Raw genomic sequence first — 19,739 nt, forward strand, 5'->3', positions numbered from 1 at the left:
TTGTCTGTCGACGAATTGGCCCATGACCCGGTCCGAATACAAGTCGTTAATATAGCTCAGGTCGAGCTTGCCCTGCGGTGGGCTGTTCGGTGACTTTGGTACCCATCATCTTATCCGCTGCCGCTGTGGTGACCCGTGAAGTAGTCGTAATAAACTGGCAGCTGGCCGTCCCACTGGTCCATCTTCGGTGGATCGGGCAGGGGAAGCGTCAGCTGAGCGGCGCTATCAATTTGCTGCCATAGAGCCCTGGAGCCATTGTCTAGTTGAGTTCGTCGGCAATGAATTGATCTTCAATGGCGGATCATTGGCACGCGCAGAAGATTTTTTCGGCACTAGTAAGCCCCCTCACCCCGAAAGACGGCGCGAAATGTGCGCAAGAGAATGGCCACATCGCCCGCCAAGGACCAGTTTTCGACATAATACAAGTCTAGACGCACCGTATCTTCCCACGAAAGCAGGGATCGTCCGCTCACCTGCCACAAGCCCGTCAATCCCGGGCGGACCATGAGGCGCCTTCGTACGTGACCCTCGTATTGTTCAACCTCGGATGGTAGAGGTGGACGTGGTCCGACCAAGCTCATTGAACCACCAATCACGTTGAACAGTTGGGGGAGTTCATCCAAACTATAACGACGGATGAAGCGTCCCGCCGTGGTTATTCGCGGATCGCTTTTCGCTTTGAAGAGCACAGCATTCCCCTCGTTCAGAAGCGATACATCCTGTAATCGCGCCTCGGCATCCGCCACCATTGACCTGAACTTCAACATGGTGAACGGCTCCCCACCTGCACCAATTCTGTGCTGTTTGAAGATCACCGGGCCTCGGGAATCGACTATGACCCAAAATGCGACGACGAGAAGAATCGGGAATAAGAGCAGCACTATGGTGGTGGCGCCGATGACATCTGAAACGCGTTTCAGTACCCGTTGGCCTTTTTCAAGATTCGGGGTCGAAACGTGAATCAGGGGGAGGCCTGCGACTGGTTGCGTATGGATCCGGGGTCCCGCCACGTCTGTAAGTGCGGGCGCCATGATGAGCCGGATGTTCATGTCATTCAGAGCCCATCCGAGTTTGCGGATAGCTTCTGGGGGTAAATGCGCATTGCTCGAAAGCGCTATGGCATCCGGTCGGATTTGCTTGATCACTCGAATTAGAACGTCGACATTTAGATCAGTGCCGAGGACGGTCAAGTCGTAGTCGCGGTAGATCTCCTCCCGAGAGCCGCCCCCTGGAAAGTAGAACCCAATAGGTAGGTAGCCAGCCGAGGGCTGGCTTATTAGCGATGACGCCAGATGGTCAGCACTGCTTGGACTGCCGACGATGAGCACGCTGGCACTACTTTTCCCGATTCGGCGCTCGATCTGTAGCACTCTTCGAACGGTCAGTCGTGCCAACGATAGGAATAGAAGGCCAGCCGGCAGCGCCAAGGCTACATAGCCTCGAGCGGTATCAAAACTGAGCGTGTAAGACACGATCGCGATGAGCCCGAAGAGCCACAGCGAGGCACTAACGACACGCTTGAGTTCTTCTACACCATGGCCAAGGATTTTCGCGTCTCTAGTTCCCCAAAGCCCTAGCATGGACCACCAAGCGATCGCGACCGCCAAGGATATGAAAATATACAAGAGATTGGAATCGCCACTCGGAGGAGTCGGCCCCGCAGTCACCCCGAAACGCCCGATGTAGGCACCCGAAGCTGCCCATGTGACGGCGAACGCGTCCACAATGGCTAGCCATCGAGAATAGCGCACACGCCAATCTTGCTCCGTGCGCTGTGTCGCAACTTCAGCTGCGGCTTTATGCTCGTCCAACGGCATTCAGGGTTTACCCTTACTTTGCATGTCGCTAGCGTTAACCTTGACCCTCCATCCCGCCCCTTGGCGATTGCGCATATGTGATGCGCTGCTCGAGACCTCCCTACTTTCATCGGCGTCTGAGTCGTACGAATAGTAGCCGGGAGAGTAGGAATCGGGGCCTTTAGCGGGCAAAAGATTCATCACTACTCCGAGCAAATCTGCCTTTACCATCTCTAATGAAGCGAGAGATTTCTCCAGATGAACGGTTCGGGCGCGCGCCGCACCTATCACTAACACGACGCCCCCAACCTGTTGAGAAAGGACGGCCGCGTCTGTAACCGGCAGCAGGGGAGGAGCATCAACGATGACGGCATCGAAGGTACTCTCCAGACGAGTGATCAGTTTCTTCATCGCGGATGAACCCAACAGCTCGCTCGGATTGGGCGGAATTTGACCAGATGTCAGAACATAGAGGTCGTCTTCACCCCAAGGCTGAAGTAAATCGTTCACTTCAGCTCTTCCAATCAGCGCGGTTGTAAGACCGGCGCTGCCTTCCAGGCCGAGATACTCGTGCACGCGGGGCCTACGGAGGTCAGCATCCACGAGCACCACGGACTGACCGGCCTGCGCCATGGCGATCGCCAGGTTGGTAGCCGTAGTACTTTTGCCTTCACCAGGTAATGATGAAGTGACTAGAATTGCTTTGGTTTCGTGGCTGACATGGGCAAACTGTAAGTTCGTGCGAATTTGGCGGAATGACTCGGCGCGTGGGCTTTGCGGCGGAGCTTGGGTGAGAAGGGGCTTCCTTGTGGCATCAGCGTCGAAAACGATCCCGCCCAAGAGGGGAGCATCAGAATAACGACGCAGGTCCGATTCACTGCGGATCTTCGTGTCGAGCTTTGTGTATAGCAGGGCTGTGCCCAGTCCGGCGGCCAGCCCAAGCAACAACCCCAACAGCACGTTCATCCGGAGATTTGGACTGGACGGATCAGCAGGCGCTACCGCAGGAGTAACGATCGAAAGCTTGACGGGAGAGGTGCCACCTTCTGACGGACTTTCCAATCGCTCGACCGCGTCGATAAGACTGTCTCCGGTTGCTTGCGCGATCGCCGCCGATTGAGCGGGTGAACCGGCTGTCGCGGAAATCGTGATGATAACGGTGTTCAAATCGGAGCTTGCTGTGATGGCTTCGGCAAGCGTCTTGGGAGACACTTCGAGCCCAAGACTATCTATCACGGGCTGGAGGACTGCAGGGGTACTCACCGTCTGTACATAGGATTGCACCCGCGCTTGACTGAATGCGTTCCCTTGCTGGAGGTCTGATATGGACCCGGAGCTTTGGATCGCGACAAAGAGTTGAGTCTGAGCCGTATAAGTTGGCTTCACTATCAGCGATGCTGCTGCGGCGACGATACCGCCTAGAATCGTCAGCGTTGTGATAAGTAGCCAATGTCGACGCAGGACACGGAAGTAATCACTGAGCTCCATTCTTGTAGCCTCCCCTTGGAATTGAGCCGCCGCGATCTGCTGGCGCCCCGCGTGCGTTATTACTATATGTCTATGCGTAAATCGAAACCGTCGAAGCGACAGTGAGCCTCCTTGTCCCTCAGCGAGGTCATCTTTCAGTCTTGCTTAGGGACCATGCTGTCCGCCGTGGGAACTAGTCAATACTGACGATACCGGGAGCACTTGCGTGAAGACGATTCAGCGCCGTTCTGGGTCCTCGTCACAGCGATGCGCCGACCCGTACACGATCACCGTGCCAATTGCCGCACCGAGTGCGTTGGCAAGCACGTCCCGTGGAGTCGCTACCCGTTCCGGACGGAAGAGCTCCTGGCCCAACTCGATGCACATCGACGCGAGGATCCCTGCCGGCAGCGCGAACCACGCGCCCCGCAACGGCAGAAACGCAGCGACCAGGATTCCGAACGGGATGAAGAGCAGCACATTGGCGCCGGACTCGATCAGGCTGTAGTCGAACCAGCCCGGCACGCCTATTCGGTGCAACGTACGAAGCGCGCGAGAAATGAAGCCCGACGCCCCCTCGTCAACCGGCGACGGCCAAAACGCAATCAGCGACAGGACCAGCAGGTAACCGGTCAGCAGCGCGGCAAGGAAGCGCCGTCGTTGTAATGACATCGGGAATGCCGCCGTCACCGGTGGTTGTATTCCCAGTCCACGAGTGTCTTCACTGCCGGCACCAGCTCACGGACCATCTGCTGGTACACCTCGTCAGCGCGGCGGTAGGGGTCCACCACGTCATCATCGCTCGGATCAGATGGGTGAACGGTGCGGGCACGCACCACCTTCGGCATGATTGCGCGCCAGCGGTGCGGGCCGTCCAGGGACGGGTCGCCGTCCAGGGTGGTGATGAGGCGGGCGAACTCGCGCAGTGTGAAGGTCTTGCGCAGCAGCGATGGCGCCATCTCGATCACGCGGCCGCGGTGGTCACGCGTCAGGGTCAGCACGAGGTCCTTGCCCTCCAGGATGCGTTCCTCAAGCTGGCGGGCGCGGAAGTTTTCGGAGTCGCCGTCGAACACGCGGACAAAGCCGGCCACTTGCGCGTCAATGGGGTAGTCCACCATCGCTCCCGTGCCAGCACTGGAGATCTCGAACTCGCCGGGCGCAATCCGGGCGAACGCGCTCTGCAGCAGGCGCTCCACCATGGGGGAGCGGCAGATGTTGCCGGTGCACACGGCAAGAATGCGAAACGGAGTATCCGTTGTCATGGCCCCAATTCCTGACAGGTCCTTACCGGGCGCGGAGAGTCGCCGGCAGCAGCGTACGAGACTGCGTACTGAGCCTACCTGCCGCCGGTCCCGGAACTGTCTATGTGTCTGCATACGGTAGGATGGTCTGCGATGCCTAGGCGAGGGAGAGGCTGGTAATTCCAGAATCCTCTCCGTGATCGACGGTGGCTAGCGGCTTTCCTGAAGTACGCGCACATGCTGCGCACGGATGGTCCTGGGCTTTCGTCAACTCATCGCACGGTACGCCCAGAAGACCATAAACACTCAGGAGACATTATGTCCGAGCAGAAGCTCGTCGCAGAACTGCGCACCGATTTCGGTAAGGGCGCTGCCCGCCAGGCACGCCGCGCCAACAAGATCCCCGCCGTCATCTACGGCCACGGCGCCGACCCCATCCATGTGCTGCTGCCCGCCAAGGCAACCACCCTGGCGGTCCGCCACGCCAACGCCCTGCTCAGCATCGACGTAGACGGCGAAGCACACCTGGCCCTCGCCAAGGACGTGCAGCGCAACACCCTCAAGCGCATCGTCGAGCACCTTGACCTGCTGACCGTCCGCCGCGGCGAGAAGGTCCAGGTTGAGGTCAGCATCCACGTTGAGGGCGAGCCCAAGCCCGGCGTTGTCACCAACCTCGAGCAGACCACCGTCACCGTCGAGGCCGAGGCAACGCACCTGCCCGAGTCCCTGACCGTCAACCTCGACGGCCACGGCGTGGGCGACCACGTCTATGCCTCGGATATCCGCCTCCCCAAGGGCGTTACTCTCCTCACCGAAGCAGAGACGCTGATCATCAACGTTTCCTCGCCGGTTGTTGAAGACCTCGGCGAGACCGCCACCGAGACCGGCGTTGACTCCGACGGCGGCGACGCCTCCGCTGAGGAAGCCACCGGCGATGTGGTTCCGGCCACCGAAGAGTCCTAAGCACCCACCAGTGTCTGACAACACCTGGCTGATAGCCGGGCTCGGGAATCCCGGGCCCGGCTATTCCGGCAACCGGCACAATGTGGGCCAGATGGTCCTCGACGTGCTGGGTGCGCGGCTGGGTGGCAAGTTCGGCACCTCCAAGGCACGCGCCGTCGTGCTCGAAGGCAGGTTGGGAATAGGCGGGCCGAAGCTGATCCTTGCCAAGCCGCTCACCTACATGAACCTCACCGGCGGGCCTGTGTCGCAGCTGGCGAAGTTCTACGGGATCGAGCCGGACCACGTGGTGGCCGTCCATGATGAGATCGACATCCCCTTCAACACGATCAAGCTCAAGATCGGCGGGGGAGAAGGCGGCCACAACGGCCTGCGGGATATGAGCAAGGCTCTCGGCACCAAGGACTACCTGCGGATCCGCGTCGGCGTGGGCCGTCCTCCGGGCCGGCAGGAAGCCGCGGACTACGTGCTCCGCGACTTCAGCTCCACGGAAAAGAAGGACCTTCCAATCCTTTTGGAAGAGGCGGCTGACGCCGTCGAAAGCGTTGTACTGGAGGGTTTGCTGACCACTCAGCAGAAGTTTCATTCTGCGGGAAAATAGCGGTAAACTGGATCTGCAGTTCCGAACAGGACTGCATGGCCTGATGGCCCCAAAAGCGGGGGCCGACGTTGGGCGGCCTCTGAGACTGGGCCACCCCCATCCCAACGTCGGCCCCTTTTTTGTGCGCGCCACCGGGTTGCTACACATGGTTGATAAATCAAGGAAATAATGGGTGCCTTCTGTCCTGATCCGGCGTAGTCTATTGGCCTAGCGCATGACGTGTTGGGGCGGACTTATGAATGATCTAGCAATGTCCGGTGCAGACAATGAACTGTCGGCACCGTTGATCGATACCGTATGGCCACCAGGCGAAAGGTTCCGGAGCACCGGGGGCCCGCGATGTTGAACGTCCACGGCGAGTGGCCGCTTATAGGCCGTGACGCGGAACTGGAGGACGTCCGGGACGCCCTGCTGGACAGCAGTTGCCGCGGAGTGATCATCACCGGCCCCTCCGGGGTGGGAAAGACCGCGCTGGCGCAGCGCATGGCACGCCAGCTCGATGACTCGTTCGAACTCGTGTACGTCCGCGGCTCGGCACTCGCATCAAAAATGCCCTACGGAGCCCTCAGCTTTGTCCTCAGCGATCTCGACGACGCGATTGTGGACAACCCCCTGATGCTGCTGCGCGGACTGCAGGAACTCTACGCACGGCGGGACGACGGCCGGCAGACCCTCATCCTCGCTGACAATCTCGAGGAACTCGACTCCTCCTCCGCCATGGCACTGGCCCACCTGGTGCGCGTAGACGCGGTCAAGCTGATTGCCATCTGCCAGTCGATCGACGCCTCACCCGAGGAATTCTGCGACCTCTGGAAGGACGGGGCGCTCCGGCGGATCGACCTCGAGCCGCTGGACCTCGCCTCCACCACGCGGCTGCTCTCGGCCGCCCTCGATGCACCGGTATCCCGGGCCGCTGCCGCCAGCATGTGGCACATCACCGGCGGAAACCCGCTATTCCTCCAGGCGCTCACCCGCGAGCAGGTGGATTCCGGCGAAATGCTGGAGCGCGACGGCGTGTGGGTGGCCAAGCCACTGTCCGCACCGAAGACGCGGCGGTCAATGACGGACTGGATCATGGTCCGCCTGCGCCGGTTGCCCCCGGAGCAGCGCGAGGCGATCGAGCTGATCTCCGTAGTGGGAGCGATTCCATTGGACCTCCTGCTCCGCTTTGTCCCCTCCTCAGCCGTTGACGCCTTGCAGATCACACGGGCCATCCGCGTTGAGCGGACGGATGTGCCGCTGGTGAGGATTGCAAATGGCCTTGTCAGCGAGGTGGTCCGCACCCAGGTTCCGCTGGGCCGCGGCCGTGAATTGATGCGCGCGCTCGCAGTTGAAGCGCAGGAGTGGGACATCCCCGCGCTTGCCCGCATGACCTTCGCCTCCTGGTGCATCGAATCCGGGGCTGACATCCCGGCAGAAAACCTGATCAACGCCGCCCGCCTCGCCAACCGGCACCGCCAGGGAGTACTGGCGCTACGCTTCATCCACGCCATCCCCAATTACTCCGCGCTATCCCAGGCGGTGATCGAGGAAGCCAGGGCGATGGGCGTCGAGGCCGACTTCGCCGGCGGCCTGACCGTCCTTGACCAGTTCCTCGAGACCCACGCCGAACCCCACTTTGAGGATTGGCTGGACATCAGGCTGCTGCAGTGCCGCCTGCTCATGAAAAATCCTAGCCGGTATGCCGAAGCCGAACCCCTCCTCGGGGAGGTCCGGCAACGGCTTGCAGCCGAGGCGGTCTCTGCGGACCTGAACGGCCTCATTCGGGATGTGGACGAACTCGAAGCCGAACTCGCCGGCTACAGCGGCAGATACGCGGAGTTGCTGGAAAGCTTCGGCTACCTGCTCACCGACCACACCGCTGAACAGCAGAACCCGACCCTGCTGGGCTGGCTGGCCGAGGCGCTGGCCATGACCGGACGCCAGGACGACGCCATTCGCCTCGCCTCCACGGTCATGGCGCGGCTGATGGACACCAGCCCCGACTCACTGCTGCAGGAAGCCGCCATGGCGCGGGTTTTCAAGCTCCTCGTGCTATCCGGACGCTGGAACGAATGCATTGACATGGCCGCCTCCCCGTCGAACCACGGCAAGGAAAGCGCCTATGACGGTTCCGCCTCCGAGTTCGCCGAAGGCTGCCTGCTCGCGTATGCGGGCCGCGGCTCTGAAGCACTCGACAAGCTGCTTCCCGCGCTCAGCCAGATGCGGGTCCACGACCGGCAGCACACGCTTCCCGTGGCCGAGGCAACCGCCGCCTACGCGTACGCACTGGTGGGTGAGGCCCGCGCCTCCCTCGAACATCTGGAGCGGGCGGAACACCGGCCGGAACGGTTGTCCTGGCACACGTCACGCGCTGCTGAGTACTTCGCAGCGCTGGCCACCACCGCCACGCAGGCTCCGGCAGAGGTAGCCGAACGGATGCTGCAGCTCGCCGATGAAGACCGCGCACTGGGCAATCACGGCCACGAGCTCCTGTTCCTGTGCCAAAGTGTCCAGCTCGGGCTCGATTCAGTAGCGGACAGGCTAGTGTCTTCCGCACTGGCCTCGCAGGGACCGTTCGCTGAAGTGTGCGCCTTGTATGGGAAGGGGATCGCCTCGAAGGACACCCACCAGTTGCTGCTCGCCGCGCAGAAAGCTGCTGAGCTCGGGAACTGCCGGCTGGCCGCCGATGCAGCGAGGCTGGCGGCCGAGCTGGCCCAGGAAAGCGGCGACCAGGTCACTGTGGCCGCCGCCGGAAAGGTGCTTCGCGACGTCGGCGCCCCCGGGGTCGCCGGCAGGCGGGGTGCACTCGAATCCCTCACGGACCGCGAACGTAGCATTGCAGTACTGGTAGCGCAGGGCCGGACCAACCGTGATATAGCTCAAGTTATGTGCGTTTCCGTACGGACCATTGAAGGCCACGTCTATCGGCTCTACTCGAAACTCGGAGTGTCATCGCGTAGCCAGCTGGCTCTGCTCCTGGAATAGGCGGCTGATGGGGGAATCCACTGACGGCAGCCAGGATCTCATTGGCCGCGAAGACCTTGTCGAGGAAATCGCCTCTGTGCTGTCCGGATCCCAGTACCTGGGAGCCATTCTCGTTGGCGAGGCCGGCGTGGGGAAGACAGCGCTGGCGCGGACCGTAGCGAAGGAACTGGACGGCAGCGTAGCCGTGCTTCCCATCTCTGCCAGTCCCTCACTGCGGAAAGTGCCCTTCGGAGCGCTCTCACCGTACCTCCACTCACTGTCCATCAGCGACGTCGGCTCCTCCGTAGCCGTGTACCGCAGCATCATGGCGCACCTGGAATCAAGCAGCAACGGCCAGAAGAAGAAAATGCCGCTGTTCCTCGTGGACGATTCCCACGAACTCGATGACAACACCAGCGTGCTGCTCTCCCAGCTCATCGCAGGCCGGCGGGCACGTGTGCTGGCGCTGGCACGCACGGCGCCCAATCCGTCGTCGGAATTTGGTTCCCTGCACCAGGACGGGCTGCTGCGCCGGTACGAGGTCAGGCCGCTCGGTGCCCCGGAGGTACATGAGCTCTGCCGGCGTGAACTGGGCGGCGACGTGCTGTCCAGCGTCAGCGCCACCCTCGCCCAGACCTCCGGCGGAAATCCCATGTTCCTGCTGGCCCTGCTGCGCCAGGGAAAACGCTCAGGCTACCTGGGCGTGCGCAACAAGGTGTGGCGCCTCGTGGGTCCGGCGCCACCGCTGGACGTGAGCCTCGTGGACCTGATCAAGGTCCGCTTCCGGCGCCGGACGCCGGAAGAGCTGTCCGTGCTGGAGACGCTGGCGCTCGCCGAACCCATGCCGTTGGACGCGCTGGTCCACTGCACGGACCGGCCGGCTGTGACCGCGCTGCAGGAGGACGGGCTCATCGCCGTCGAAGGGGGCAGAGACCGGCTGGTCACCCTCAGCCACCCGCTCTACGGTGAAGTGATCCGCCAGGACGTGCCCGCCGGCCGAAGCCTGACCATCCGGCGGAAAGTGCTCCAGGTCCTGGACCATGATTCCAGTACGGCTGACGGCTTCCTGCGCTTTGTTGCTTGGGGCCTGGACTGCGGGCTACCGCCCGATGACAAGACGCTGCTGCGGGCGGCGGTGGTGGCCAACCGCCTGCACGATTCCGAGTTCGCCCTGCGCGCTGCCCGGGCCGTGCACGCACCGAAGCTCCGCGGCAACGCGATGGTGGAAATTGCACGGGCACAGACCACGCGGGGGAACCTCCCGTATGCCCGCGAGATTGTCGATGAGGTGCTCGATCAGTGCGAGAGTTTTGCCCTCGCCAAGGAGGCATCGATGCTGTCAGTGGCGCTTCGGGTACGCGGTCCCAACGCGGCCGAGCGAATCCGGGAGGATGTAGCGCGCTGGAAACGCATCACTGACCGGATCGCGTCAGTGATGGAGCCTCCGGATGATCCGCAGGTGGCAATCGGGCTGGGCGTATCCGCCAACGGTCACCGTATCCTGGAGAGCTTCGCCCTGAACTACGAAGGCAGGTTCAAGGAGTCTGCGGCGATTCTCCGGGTGGTCCTCGCGGACCAGTACTGCACCGACGAGGTTCGGCTCGCTGCCCTCAGCCTGCTCGGGGAGGCTCTCGGGTCCATCGGTAAGTCGATCGAGGGCACCGAGGCCACGAAGGAAGCCCTGCAGATCATCGCGGCCCATGGGCATAAGTTCCTGGGGCACTCGGAATTTGTCATCACCCGCCACTTTGTCTCGATGGCCCACGCCGGGCTTTGGGATGAGATCGAGGAGCTCCTGGACACACTGGTGCGGAGCAAGGCCAGCGGTCCCTCCTCCTTCACCGGCATCACGGAGCTCTCCGAGGGGCTCATCGCGCTGCGCAAGGGCCTCATGGGAAGTGCCCGGACCGCGCTGATCCTCGGCGTGGAGGGCCTCCGCGAGTCCGACTCCAACCAGCTCATGCCGATGGCGCTGGGACTGGCGGCGTTCGCGTGCACCATGGTGGGGGACACCACCCGCGCCAAGGTGTACGCCACTGAGTTCGAGGCCGGCGCAAGTATCGGCACCCGGCAGGCGCAGCTCCTTGGCAAGGTGCACGTGGTCGCGGCGAACGCGCTGTTCCAGGGCGCTGCCCGGAGCATCGAGGAACTGCATGTGCTGGCGAAGCAGGCGGTGACTGACGGCATGACCGTGCTGGCCGCCGTCGCCTATGAACTGGCAGGACGGCTGGGGGATGAGCGGTGCTTTGAACCGCTGGCCCAGCTCACCGAGTCCTTCGAGGGGCCCGAAGGCGCTGTGATGACGGCGATGGCGAAGGCGGCGATGCGGAAGGACCCGAACGCGCTGATCGACGCAGCCGAGCTGGCCCAGACCTCCGGCTATCTGCTGGTGGCCGCCGAGTGCCTGGGCAAGGCCGTTCGGTACCTCTCACTGCGCGGAGAAGAGCATAAGTCGCGGACGGTCCAGCAGAAGCTCAATACAATCATCGGGCAGCTCGAAGGGCTGCAGAGCCCGCAGTTCGAGGCGGTGCGTTCCACATCGAAGCTCACCCAGCGCGAGCTGGACATCGCACGGCTGGCCGGCCAGGGCTATTCCAACAGGGATATCGCCGAAGCCCAGGGCGTATCCGTGCGCACCGTTGAAGGCCATCTCTACCGCATCTTCGCCAAGCTCGGGATCACCAGCCGTGATGAGCTGCCGGGAGCTGATCCAGCGAGTATGGGCTGAGTACCCTACGCGCTACGCGGGAGGGAAAATCGGGTACCTACTACTCGTGTTTGAAGTGGGTAGTTTTCCTACAGTGATGAGTGGAGCCGGCGACGTCGAAGCCTTCCCCAGACTAAGGCTCGTCCCCAGCCGTCGTCGGCTCCTTTTACGCGGGGCAGCGCGTGCGGGATTGCGCTCCAGTCAACCGATCCGTTTGATCCTCCGTTCCGAATCTGTTAGTCGGAGCTGGAGATTAACCCATCGTCGCTTCACATGTCTTATTATTCGGTTGAGGCTGCTATGAGGCCAGCAGATCCTTGATCGCTCGCTCGTCCGCGAATCCGCCCACAAGGCGGTGCAGTGAACCGTCTGGAATGGGGGTGCGTAGGCATGATTTCACCATGGGTGGCCAGCGCTGCGCCTCCTGTAGCGGACCGGCAGCAGGCCGTCTCCGAGGTATCGCGGTCACTGACCTCTGCATACCTCTTCGGCTCGGTGATTGTCGGAAAGCCGGGCGTCGGGAAGTCGAATCTCCTGCACGAGGTGCTTGACGGGACGGAATCGATTGGCCGGGTCATCTACCTGCGCGGGACCGCGCTGTCTTCCGGCAAGCCGCTGAACGCACTAGCCTTCCTGCTCAAGGAGTTCGGCCTGAGCGCCGAGCAAGAGCCGCAGATGCTCGTCGAGGCGTTGGCGCACCATCTCGGGAACGTGCCGAATCAGGGCACGGTAGTCATCGCCGTGGACAATGCGGACAGCTTGGATGCGGTGTCTGCCGACGTTATTGCCCAACTCGCGTTGAATCTCTCAGTGAAGCTGCTCATTGCCTGCAGGGATCTCACGGACTGCCCGTCAAGCCTCATGACCTTGTGGTTGGAGGGCGCACTGCTCCGCATTGATCTCAACGAACTGTCGCAGTCAGAGGCCCATGAGTTGCTGGCCCAGACGCTCAAAGGACCCCTGTCGAGAAGTGCTGTTCATGCCTTATGGGGATACGCAGCCGGGAACGCCCGGCTGATGAAGCTGCTGGTCCATGACTTTGTCAGCTGCGGAAAGATCCTGCGCCAGGGGGATGTCTGGGTCCTTGGCCGAGCCCACATGCAAGTTTCGCACCCCACCGCCGACGCGGTGATGGCACACCTGGGTCCGCTGACCGCCCAGCAGGCCGAGCTACTCGAAACGCTCGCCCTGGCCGGGCACCTTTCGATGGGGATGGTCTCAGCTTTGGGGTCCGTACAGGATCTGGACCATCTGCAGGATATTGGAGCCATCCATCTTGCCCGCGACACTTCCCAGCTTGTGGTCACCGATCATCTCGTGGCTGTTGTCATCCGGGAACGTGTGGGCTCCTTCAGGCGCCTTCAGCTACTGACGCGGGTCAGGCAACTTCAGGCCAAGAGCACAGTGCCGGCGATTCATCCGGTGCGCTACGCAGAGTGGATGATGGAGTGCGGTTTGTCGCTGGACGAGGAGTCTGGACTGCGTGCTCTGGCGTATGCCAATGACCATGATGATCCGACGTCAGCCCTTATGGTTGCCGCGTGCCTGGGCGAGCATGGAAGTACCCACCCGGCGCTGCGCCTGGAAACGGCGCGGGCTCATCTGGCTGCTGATGATGAGGGATCAGCTGTCGAAGCAATGGAAATGTTCGTGGTCGCGGCGCGCTACTGCCTCTCAGCAGAGGATGAGAGGCGCCTCCGGAAACCCGAGCATCGCTCAGTGCGAGTCCAGATCGAGGTGGCGCGCTCCATCCTGGCCGGGCACGGCTGTGCTCCGGGAAGGGCACCGTCCCCCGCTTTCGTCGATGTCTCCGGGAACGATGAAATTCTCCTGGCGCAAGCCGAACGGGCCGCATCAGAGGGTCGCTACGAACTGATCAGGCCAATGCTCGACGGAAAGCAAGGGGAGTCCGGCGCTCCCGTTTCTGAAATCGGGATCCAGCTCACCTGCCTGCTCGCCCTGGCCGATGCAATCAGGGACAGGCAGCAGGAGGCCCTGGCCCTTGCCGCTGAAGTCACAGCCGGATTGCAGCACCTCCGGTTAGCCCACCGGATCCGTGCACGATTGATGTTTCGTGTCCAGCTGATCTGCCTCATCACCGGTCAGAAGGCCGACGCCGGCTGGACCGGCATCACGCCCGAGCTTCACCTGACGTCCGGAGACGGCACAGCGGGTGAATTCATGGATGGGATTTCGCTCGCTCGGCTTGGACGGCCCGGGGAAGCGCTCGCAGCGCTGGTTCCCGCGCTTGCCCAGTTGCAGGTCTGGGATCCCGGTGGGCTGCGGTGCGTATGCTCGGCGGCAACGGCTTTCTGTCACGCGCTACAGGGTGATTTCGGCAAGGTGCGGCCGCTGATGTTGCCGCTGGAAGACAGCGAGCGAGTGACACCGGCAGGGCTGCCGCTCTTTACGCTCCGCTACTTCCGGGCGATGACGCTGGCCTTACTGGGATCATCCGATCAAGCGGTTTCGATGTTGGAGGAACAGGCCGGCGAGGAGTTCTCGGCAGGGAACTTCGGGCTGGAGTTGATTGCCCGTGCCGCGGCGCTGCGGCTGGGAACCAAATCGACCGCCCGTGCGCTCCTTGAAACAGCCAGCCGCACCCAGGGACCGTTCTCCGATTTTTGTTCCTTCTTTGGTGAAGGACTCACCATGAAGAAACCGGAACTGTTGCTCGAGGCCGTCCACATGGCAGAGGACCTGGGTAATCATCTGTTTGCGGCAAAGGTCAGGGAGTCCGCCCGGTCCATGGCCGTAGCATCGGGCGACCGGAACGTCACCCGACAGGTGCAGCGCGTCATCGTCAATAGCGGGTTGCAGTTGAATGATGCAGACGCCGACGAGCAGTTGAACTTGCTAACTCCGCGCGAACGGGAAGCGGCACAGCTGGTGAAGTCAGGTTTGATCAATCGGCAGATTGCCCAGCAGATGCACGTTTCTGTCCGGACCGTGGAGGGCTACCTGTACCAGATCTACGTCAAGCTCGGAGTGAGCAACAGGGCCGACTTGATTGCGGCTCTTGAGGGGGAAGCGTCCTAACCGTACAGGGATGTCCGGTGGAGATATTCTCGGCTGAGCTGGTGGATTGTCTGGGTGCCGCATTCAGCCAGGGCGTCCAGCAAGCTTTCCGTTACCTCAGCGGTACCCCCGCGCAGTTCTGCCTCAATGTTTCCAGCGACGTATCTGAGTTGTTTGGCGCCGATCATTACGGATGAAACCTTGATCCCCAACAGCACGTTGACGGCGGTAGGGTGATCTCCGTCTGCCAGGGCGCTCCGCAGCCGCATGAGGCGGTCGTTCCAGATGAGGATGAAGTCCTCGACGAACCGATGGACAGGTTCAGGACTGGGGAAATCTGACTCCATAGCCCACAACTGAGTCAGGTCCAGAAGCGGTGGAAGATCGTGTGCGGCCACCCAGCACCTCCTCAGGTCATCTTGGCTGCTCAGTTGAGTGTTCGACGAGCGTCTTGTTGCGCAGGCCGGCGGCGGCAGGACGGGCGTTTCAACGCCCGCCCTGCCGTCGTCGCTAGTTGCCGCTGCTGTCCGGAACCTCGGCGACCGCCTCGGAGCGGGGTACCATCCGGGCGATGGCCATGCCGGTAGCTAGAAGTGCAAACCCGGCCAGGCCGACCCAGAAGATGTCTCCGGCGCCTGTGTAGGCCAAGGCCCCGGATCCCAGTCCGGCTGCCATGGGTGAGCTTGGATTGTTGTACATAATTACCACTTTCTTTCGGATCGCCGCATCACATCGAAATATGCGCGGGCATGAACTATTTGGAGGAAAAAGTCATAGGGGAGTTCGTACAGCGTGGTCGCAAGAATGCGGTGGCTCCAGCCCTTGTCCTTGAGCGTGACAAACCGCTCAAGAACGAATATTCCGGTAATGGCGAGCCAGAACGGATGAATACTGATGCTGCCAATGGCGATGAGACTCCAGATCAGGGACCCGAGGTAGGCAAGCGTCACCAAAATGCCTGCCAGGCTCAAGAGCTGGCGCCCCCAATAGCCGGCGGTGACACGGGTAAAGCCGTACTGGAAACAGTTTTCAACAGCTCCGCGCTTCCACCGCAGCCGCTGCAGCCAGAGCTCGCGACACGTTTTCATGGCGTCGGTGACGAGCAGGCAATCGCGGGGTGCCAGGAGTTTCATGCCGACCGTCATGACAGCAAAACTCAGCTCGTTGTCCTCGGTGAGGACTGTGGTGTCGTAGATTCCACCCGATCCGTCTCCTGCGGGCAGCTCGCCCCTCAGGCGTGACTGGGAAATCCGCCGGAGAGTGCTCGTTCGGAACATCGCTGCAGTTCCAGTCACCACCAGGCATTTGCCTTTCAGGCGGCGGACGTCCCGGGCGTACCGTGCGTATTCGTTGTCCTGTAGGTGGATGAGAAAGCGTTCTGAGCGTGGAGCCCCAGGTTCGGCCCGGACGGCGCGGAACGTGCCGCCGACTGCGCCCAAAGTGGGGTCGGCTTTGATGTGCCGCTGGGCACTGGAGATGAAACCGGCGTCAAGGATGGAATCGGCGTCCTGCACCAGCACCGTGTCATCATCGGAAAGTTCCGGCAGCAGTTCTGCCAGGGCCTGGTTGAGGGCGCCGGCCTTCTTCGCTGAGTTCCCGGTGGTCTCGAAGACAGAGACAGAGGGTAGCTGTGCGTCCCGCAGAAGTTCAACGGTGCGGTCCGTGCAATTATCTGCAACGACGATGATTTCGTTTGGGCGGTAGGTCTGCTGCAGAAGACCTTGTACCGCCTGGATAATGAGTTCTTCCTCATTATGCGCCGGGATAAGCGCAATCACCCGAGTTTTCTTCGCGCGTGGCACAGTGACGGCATGCTCCCGAGCCAGAGCAGTAGGCATTCATTCCCCCTGAGCAATTAGTAATTGCTCAGAAGGTTATTTGTTTCTTGAGAGGAGGGCACAAGTAATTGCTACGCAAAAGGCACGCGAGAATTACGTTACTTTTCCCCGCACGCCCGGGTTATTACGTGGAGCCTACGTGGGCTTACTTACTTGGGCTCACTTACTTGGCCTCAGGAGATGCTGGTCATAACGTTCCATCCGGAGCCGACTTTCGCACGGGGCTGCCATCCACCGGTTCCGTTGCCCGGGTACAGGTGCAGCGCGCCGTATTTGTCCCGTGCCATGACATCGACGTTTCCGTCACCGTTGAAGTCACCGGGGCCGAGGATGGCGGTGAAGCCCTGCCAGCCTGATCCGACTTTCGCACGGGGCTGCCATCCACCGGTTCCGTTGCCCGGGTACAGGTACAGGGCGCCGTATTTGTCCCGTGCCATGACATCGACGTTTCCGTCACCGTTGAAGTCACCGGGGCCGAGGATGGTACTGAAGCCCTGCCAGCCTGATCCGATCTTCACCGGCGACTTCCATCCACCGGTTCCGTTGCCCGGGTAGAGGAACAGGGCGCCGTACTTGTCGCGTGCCATGACATCGACGTTTCCATCACCGTTGAAGTCTCCCGGCGCGAGGAGGCTCGTAAATTCACTCCAGCCCCAGCCGATTTTGACTCCGGAGCGCACGCCACCCGAATCGTCCCCCGCATAGAGCCACAACGCTCCAGCCCCGTCACGGGCAAGCACGTCGGGATTTTCGTCGCCGTCGAAATCACCCGGAGTGAGAATGCTGTTGAAACCCTGCCAGCCGTGGCCAAGCTGGGTGCGCCCGAGCCAACCGCCTGTACCATCACCGGCATACAGCCACAGTGCCCCCGAGCTGTCCCGGGCTACGACGTCCGCCGTGCCGTCACCGTTGAAGCCGGTAGTGCTGTTCGCTGGTGCTACCGGCGGTGCCACTGGCGTCGGCTCCACTGGGGCTGGTGCTACTGGCTCTACTGGCGCTGCAACAGGAGGTGCTACCGGAGGTGCCGGTGTGAAGGAGAAGTCGCGGATCACAACCTTCTCGGGTTTCACGACGGACGGTTTACCTCCTCCGCCGCCGGTCACCCACAGATTGAAGTGGATTGCCTCCTTGGCGGGAACCGGAACCGTTGATCCTTCGAGCACGGTGCGTTTGAGCAGCTTCCCGGAATAGCCTTCTCCTGCGAAGGTCTCGAACGTGATCTTCCGGGGCTCCCAGACCATCCGATGCGTGAGTACCGCGTCGCTGGTTGCGCCGAAGGTAATCGTGTTGTTTCCCTGGCCCGGTGGTTTTGTCGCGTCAAACCAGTAGCCGTGCCCCTGCGTGACCGGCCAGGATTCGCCATACGCAGCGCCGCCGCCCCAGGCCGATGCCTCGCACAGATCAATTTCGTTGTAGCCCGGCGCTGCAGCCGGATCATAGGTGAACAGGCACCCCCACACGACTTCCTTCTGCAGCAGTCCGATGTTCTTCTCAACGGTTGTGCTGTAAGTGCCGTAGCCAAATCCCTGGCGGGTGGACTGGAACTCAGCAGCGACCGGTGCTTTCCCTGTCGGGTTGGAGAGCGTGAGCGTGACATGCCCGTTGGCGTCCGGGTCACTCACGTTCGCCGCGTCATAATCCTTGGTGTAGTGCGGTGCTCCATCCCAGAACCGCTTTTCCCAGTTGTACCCTTTCCAGGAGAAATCACCGGCGGGACCTGGATCAGTAGCCATGGAGGTGCTTTCGGTTGCCTGCGCCGGGTGAATGGCAGACGCCATGAGAACGCTCGAAACCAGCAGCACAGCGAGTGCGGTGAGCTTCCGATGCAGCGGCACGGACTGGAGGGACCGGTTGCTTCCGGACGTACGGTAAACGTCAAACATAGCTGAGGCTCCACGCTGTTCGGTAGCCCGGCTGACCCCTGGGGCCCCGTGGCTTTGCGACCCCGGCTTGCACCGGGTGTGCCGTTATCGATGAGCTGTTGACCCATGCGCTCTACCGCTGGAATCAGCGGCTCTTCGATTATGGAAGGTCAATCGCAGGGAAGGATGCCGATAAAAGCCAGCTATCCCGCAGGAAAATCACAAGTTCTGCCAAGGGGAGCCGGCGGTATCGATAGGCATCGCAAGTGCTGCCGGCGCTGAATTGGAGGAGGGCGGCGGACGTTCGTACGATGGGAACCGGAAACGAAGACCAAAAAGGGTGGGCGGCAACATCAGAGTCAGAATGCGTCTTGGGTTCCCACACGCCGTCGTCAGCTCCCACTCACATGCACCGCGCTCGCGGTGGGCATCGGGCTCGGCTGCTATCGCCGTCGTACTGCTTGTGCTCACTGGCTGTGCCGGGGCCGGCCCCTCAGAGAATGCGACTGCCGGTGCGTCTGACTATCCCGCGGCGCACATCCACGGGATGAGCGTGGACCCGGCCACCAACCGGGTGCTCCTGGCTACCCACGACGGATTGTTTGATGTCTCCGCTTCGCCGGCGGTGAAGATCGGGCCCACTATTGACCTGATGGGTTTCACTGCTGCGGCCACCGACGAGTTCTATGCGTCCGGCCATCCCGGCCCAGGCTCCGGCCTGCCGGACCCTGTGGGATTGATCCGATCCACCGATGGTGGCCGCACCTGGGAACCGCTGTCCCTGCAGGGGGAATCCGATTTCCATGCGCTCGCCGCGACCCACGGCGGAATCGTGGGGTTCGACGGCGAACTCAAGGTCACCGAAGACGGCACTGAATGGCAGGCTGCGGATGGCCAGTTCCCCACCCATCATCTCGCCGGATCGCCGCGGGGCAGCATTGTCCTCGCCACCACGGAGAAGGGCCTCCAGCGTTCCGCAGACGGCGGCGCAACGTGGGCCACTGTTGGTCATGCCCCTCTGCTGGTGTTCACGGCACTGTCTGAGGAGAAGGCGGCCGGAATCGGACCCGACGGCCGCGTCTACACGAGCAGTGACGGCGGTGTGAGCTGGGTGGCGCAGGGGAGCGTTGAGGGCGAGGCGTCAGCCATTGCCACGCAGGTCATCGACGGCTCGACCCAGCGCATCTGGGTTGCAACCCATGACAGCGTGCAGGTATCCAACGACAACGGACAGACCTTCACCGCCCTCAGGTCGAGCCGGCAATGAACGGGTCCACACCAACCCGCCGGCAGTAGACTGAAT

Annotated in this window: 14 protein-coding genes and 1 riboswitch; of the genes, 6 read left to right on the forward strand and 8 right to left on the reverse strand. The window is 61.9% G+C overall.

All coding sequences use genetic code 11. From position 1 onward, the window contains the following. Nucleotides 1-332 precede the first annotated feature (332 nt). The 4 genes from ACZ2GY_RS04845 to ACZ2GY_RS04860 all read right to left on the reverse strand — a co-directional run bounded on the left by ACZ2GY_RS04845 (nucleotide 333) and on the right by ACZ2GY_RS04860 (nucleotide 4,525). Nucleotides 333-1,817 (reverse strand): sugar transferase, encoded by a 1,485-nt coding sequence (locus ACZ2GY_RS04845; protein ID WP_471673163.1) that lies wholly within the window; start codon nucleotides 1,815-1,817, stop codon nucleotides 333-335. Continuing rightward, entirely contained in the window at nucleotides 1,818-3,284 is a 1,467-nt protein-coding gene (locus ACZ2GY_RS04850; RefSeq protein WP_471673164.1) for a tyrosine-protein kinase domain-containing protein, read from the reverse strand. A gap of 216 nt (nucleotides 3,285-3,500) precedes the next feature. After that, entirely contained in the window at nucleotides 3,501-3,935 is a 435-nt protein-coding gene (locus ACZ2GY_RS04855; protein ID WP_471673165.1) for a VanZ family protein, read from the reverse strand. A gap of 14 nt (nucleotides 3,936-3,949) precedes the next feature. Then, on the reverse strand, nucleotides 3,950-4,525 hold the full coding sequence (locus ACZ2GY_RS04860; protein ID WP_471673166.1) for an arsenate reductase/protein-tyrosine-phosphatase family protein: 576 nt from the start codon (nucleotides 4,523-4,525) through the stop codon (nucleotides 3,950-3,952). A gap of 297 nt (nucleotides 4,526-4,822) precedes the next feature. On the opposite strand from ACZ2GY_RS04860, the gene ACZ2GY_RS04865 reads away from it, so the two are divergent. From ACZ2GY_RS04865 to ACZ2GY_RS04885, 5 genes are all read left to right on the forward strand, one after another. Beyond that, a complete protein-coding gene (locus ACZ2GY_RS04865; protein WP_056548757.1) occupies nucleotides 4,823-5,467 on the forward strand; it encodes a 50S ribosomal protein L25/general stress protein Ctc in 645 nt (214 codons plus the stop codon). 10 nt (nucleotides 5,468-5,477) lie between these two features. Further along, on the forward strand, nucleotides 5,478-6,065 hold the full coding sequence (pth, locus tag ACZ2GY_RS04870; RefSeq protein WP_471673167.1) for an aminoacyl-tRNA hydrolase: 588 nt from the start codon (nucleotides 5,478-5,480) through the stop codon (nucleotides 6,063-6,065). A gap of 297 nt (nucleotides 6,066-6,362) precedes the next feature. Next, nucleotides 6,363-9,032 (forward strand): helix-turn-helix transcriptional regulator, encoded by a 2,670-nt coding sequence (locus ACZ2GY_RS04875; protein ID WP_471673168.1) that lies wholly within the window; start codon nucleotides 6,363-6,365, stop codon nucleotides 9,030-9,032. A gap of 7 nt (nucleotides 9,033-9,039) precedes the next feature. Continuing rightward, the gene (locus ACZ2GY_RS04880; RefSeq protein ID WP_471673169.1) at nucleotides 9,040-11,739 is read left to right on the forward strand and encodes a LuxR C-terminal-related transcriptional regulator; all 2,700 of its coding nucleotides are present in this window, start codon (nucleotides 9,040-9,042) and stop codon (nucleotides 11,737-11,739) included. A 369-nt stretch (nucleotides 11,740-12,108) separates the two neighbouring features. Next, nucleotides 12,109-14,757 carry a LuxR C-terminal-related transcriptional regulator gene (locus tag ACZ2GY_RS04885; RefSeq protein WP_471673170.1) on the forward strand — a complete coding sequence of 883 codons (2,649 nt, stop codon included), beginning with the start codon at nucleotides 12,109-12,111 and terminating at the stop codon, nucleotides 14,755-14,757. On the opposite strand, the gene ACZ2GY_RS04890 is transcribed toward ACZ2GY_RS04885, so the two are convergent. The 4 genes from ACZ2GY_RS04890 to ACZ2GY_RS04905 all read right to left on the reverse strand — a co-directional run bounded on the left by ACZ2GY_RS04890 (nucleotide 14,754) and on the right by ACZ2GY_RS04905 (nucleotide 18,457). After that, nucleotides 14,754-15,134, reverse strand: a complete 381-nt coding sequence (locus ACZ2GY_RS04890) for an Hpt domain-containing protein (RefSeq protein WP_056548748.1) — start codon at nucleotides 15,132-15,134, stop codon at nucleotides 14,754-14,756. The two genes, ACZ2GY_RS04885 and ACZ2GY_RS04890, sit on opposite strands and share 4 nt — an antisense overlap. 112 nt (nucleotides 15,135-15,246) lie before the next feature. Further along, nucleotides 15,247-15,435 carry a hypothetical protein gene (locus tag ACZ2GY_RS04895; protein ID WP_056548746.1) on the reverse strand — a complete coding sequence of 63 codons (189 nt, stop codon included), beginning with the start codon at nucleotides 15,433-15,435 and terminating at the stop codon, nucleotides 15,247-15,249. Between the two features lie 2 nt (nucleotides 15,436-15,437). Further along, on the reverse strand, nucleotides 15,438-16,574 hold the full coding sequence (locus ACZ2GY_RS04900) for a glycosyltransferase family 2 protein (RefSeq protein WP_471673171.1): 1,137 nt from the start codon (nucleotides 16,572-16,574) through the stop codon (nucleotides 15,438-15,440). A 173-nt stretch (nucleotides 16,575-16,747) separates the two neighbouring features. After that, nucleotides 16,748-18,457: an FG-GAP-like repeat-containing protein gene (locus tag ACZ2GY_RS04905; protein ID WP_082566082.1), complete on the reverse strand. Its 1,710-nt coding sequence runs from the start codon at nucleotides 18,455-18,457 to the stop codon at nucleotides 16,748-16,750. Between the two features lie 18 nt (nucleotides 18,458-18,475). Then, nucleotides 18,476-18,550: riboswitch (cyclic di-GMP riboswitch) on the reverse strand. A gap of 250 nt (nucleotides 18,551-18,800) precedes the next feature. Between ACZ2GY_RS04905 and ACZ2GY_RS04910 the strand changes: the two genes are divergently transcribed. Further along, a complete protein-coding gene (locus ACZ2GY_RS04910) occupies nucleotides 18,801-19,703 on the forward strand; it encodes a F510_1955 family glycosylhydrolase (RefSeq protein WP_471673172.1) in 903 nt (300 codons plus the stop codon). The last annotated feature ends 36 nt before the right edge of the window (nucleotides 19,704-19,739 follow it).

The organism is Arthrobacter sp. KKT183 (assembly GCF_055657625.1).

Coding starts and splice junctions, on each gene's coding strand:
- ACZ2GY_RS04895 (WP_056548746.1), bottom strand. CDS start 15,435: ATGTACAACAATCCAAGCTCACCCATGGCAGCCGGACTGGGATCCGGG.
- ACZ2GY_RS04855 (WP_471673165.1), bottom strand. CDS start 3,935: ATGTCATTACAACGACGGCGCTTCCTTGCCGCGCTGCTGACCGGTTAC.
- ACZ2GY_RS04905 (WP_082566082.1), bottom strand. CDS start 18,457: ATGTTTGACGTTTACCGTACGTCCGGAAGCAACCGGTCCCTCCAGTCC.
- ACZ2GY_RS04910 (WP_471673172.1), top strand. CDS start 18,801: ATGCGTCTTGGGTTCCCACACGCCGTCGTCAGCTCCCACTCACATGCA.
- ACZ2GY_RS04865 (WP_056548757.1), top strand. CDS start 4,823: ATGTCCGAGCAGAAGCTCGTCGCAGAACTGCGCACCGATTTCGGTAAG.
- ACZ2GY_RS04880 (WP_471673169.1), top strand. CDS start 9,040: ATGGGGGAATCCACTGACGGCAGCCAGGATCTCATTGGCCGCGAAGAC.
- ACZ2GY_RS04850 (WP_471673164.1), bottom strand. CDS start 3,284: ATGGAGCTCAGTGATTACTTCCGTGTCCTGCGTCGACATTGGCTACTT.
- ACZ2GY_RS04900 (WP_471673171.1), bottom strand. CDS start 16,574: ATGCCTACTGCTCTGGCTCGGGAGCATGCCGTCACTGTGCCACGCGCG.
- ACZ2GY_RS04875 (WP_471673168.1), top strand. CDS start 6,363: ATGGCCACCAGGCGAAAGGTTCCGGAGCACCGGGGGCCCGCGATGTTG.
- ACZ2GY_RS04845 (WP_471673163.1), bottom strand. CDS start 1,817: ATGCCGTTGGACGAGCATAAAGCCGCAGCTGAAGTTGCGACACAGCGC.
- ACZ2GY_RS04885 (WP_471673170.1), top strand. CDS start 12,109: ATGATTTCACCATGGGTGGCCAGCGCTGCGCCTCCTGTAGCGGACCGG.
- ACZ2GY_RS04860 (WP_471673166.1), bottom strand. CDS start 4,525: ATGACAACGGATACTCCGTTTCGCATTCTTGCCGTGTGCACCGGCAAC.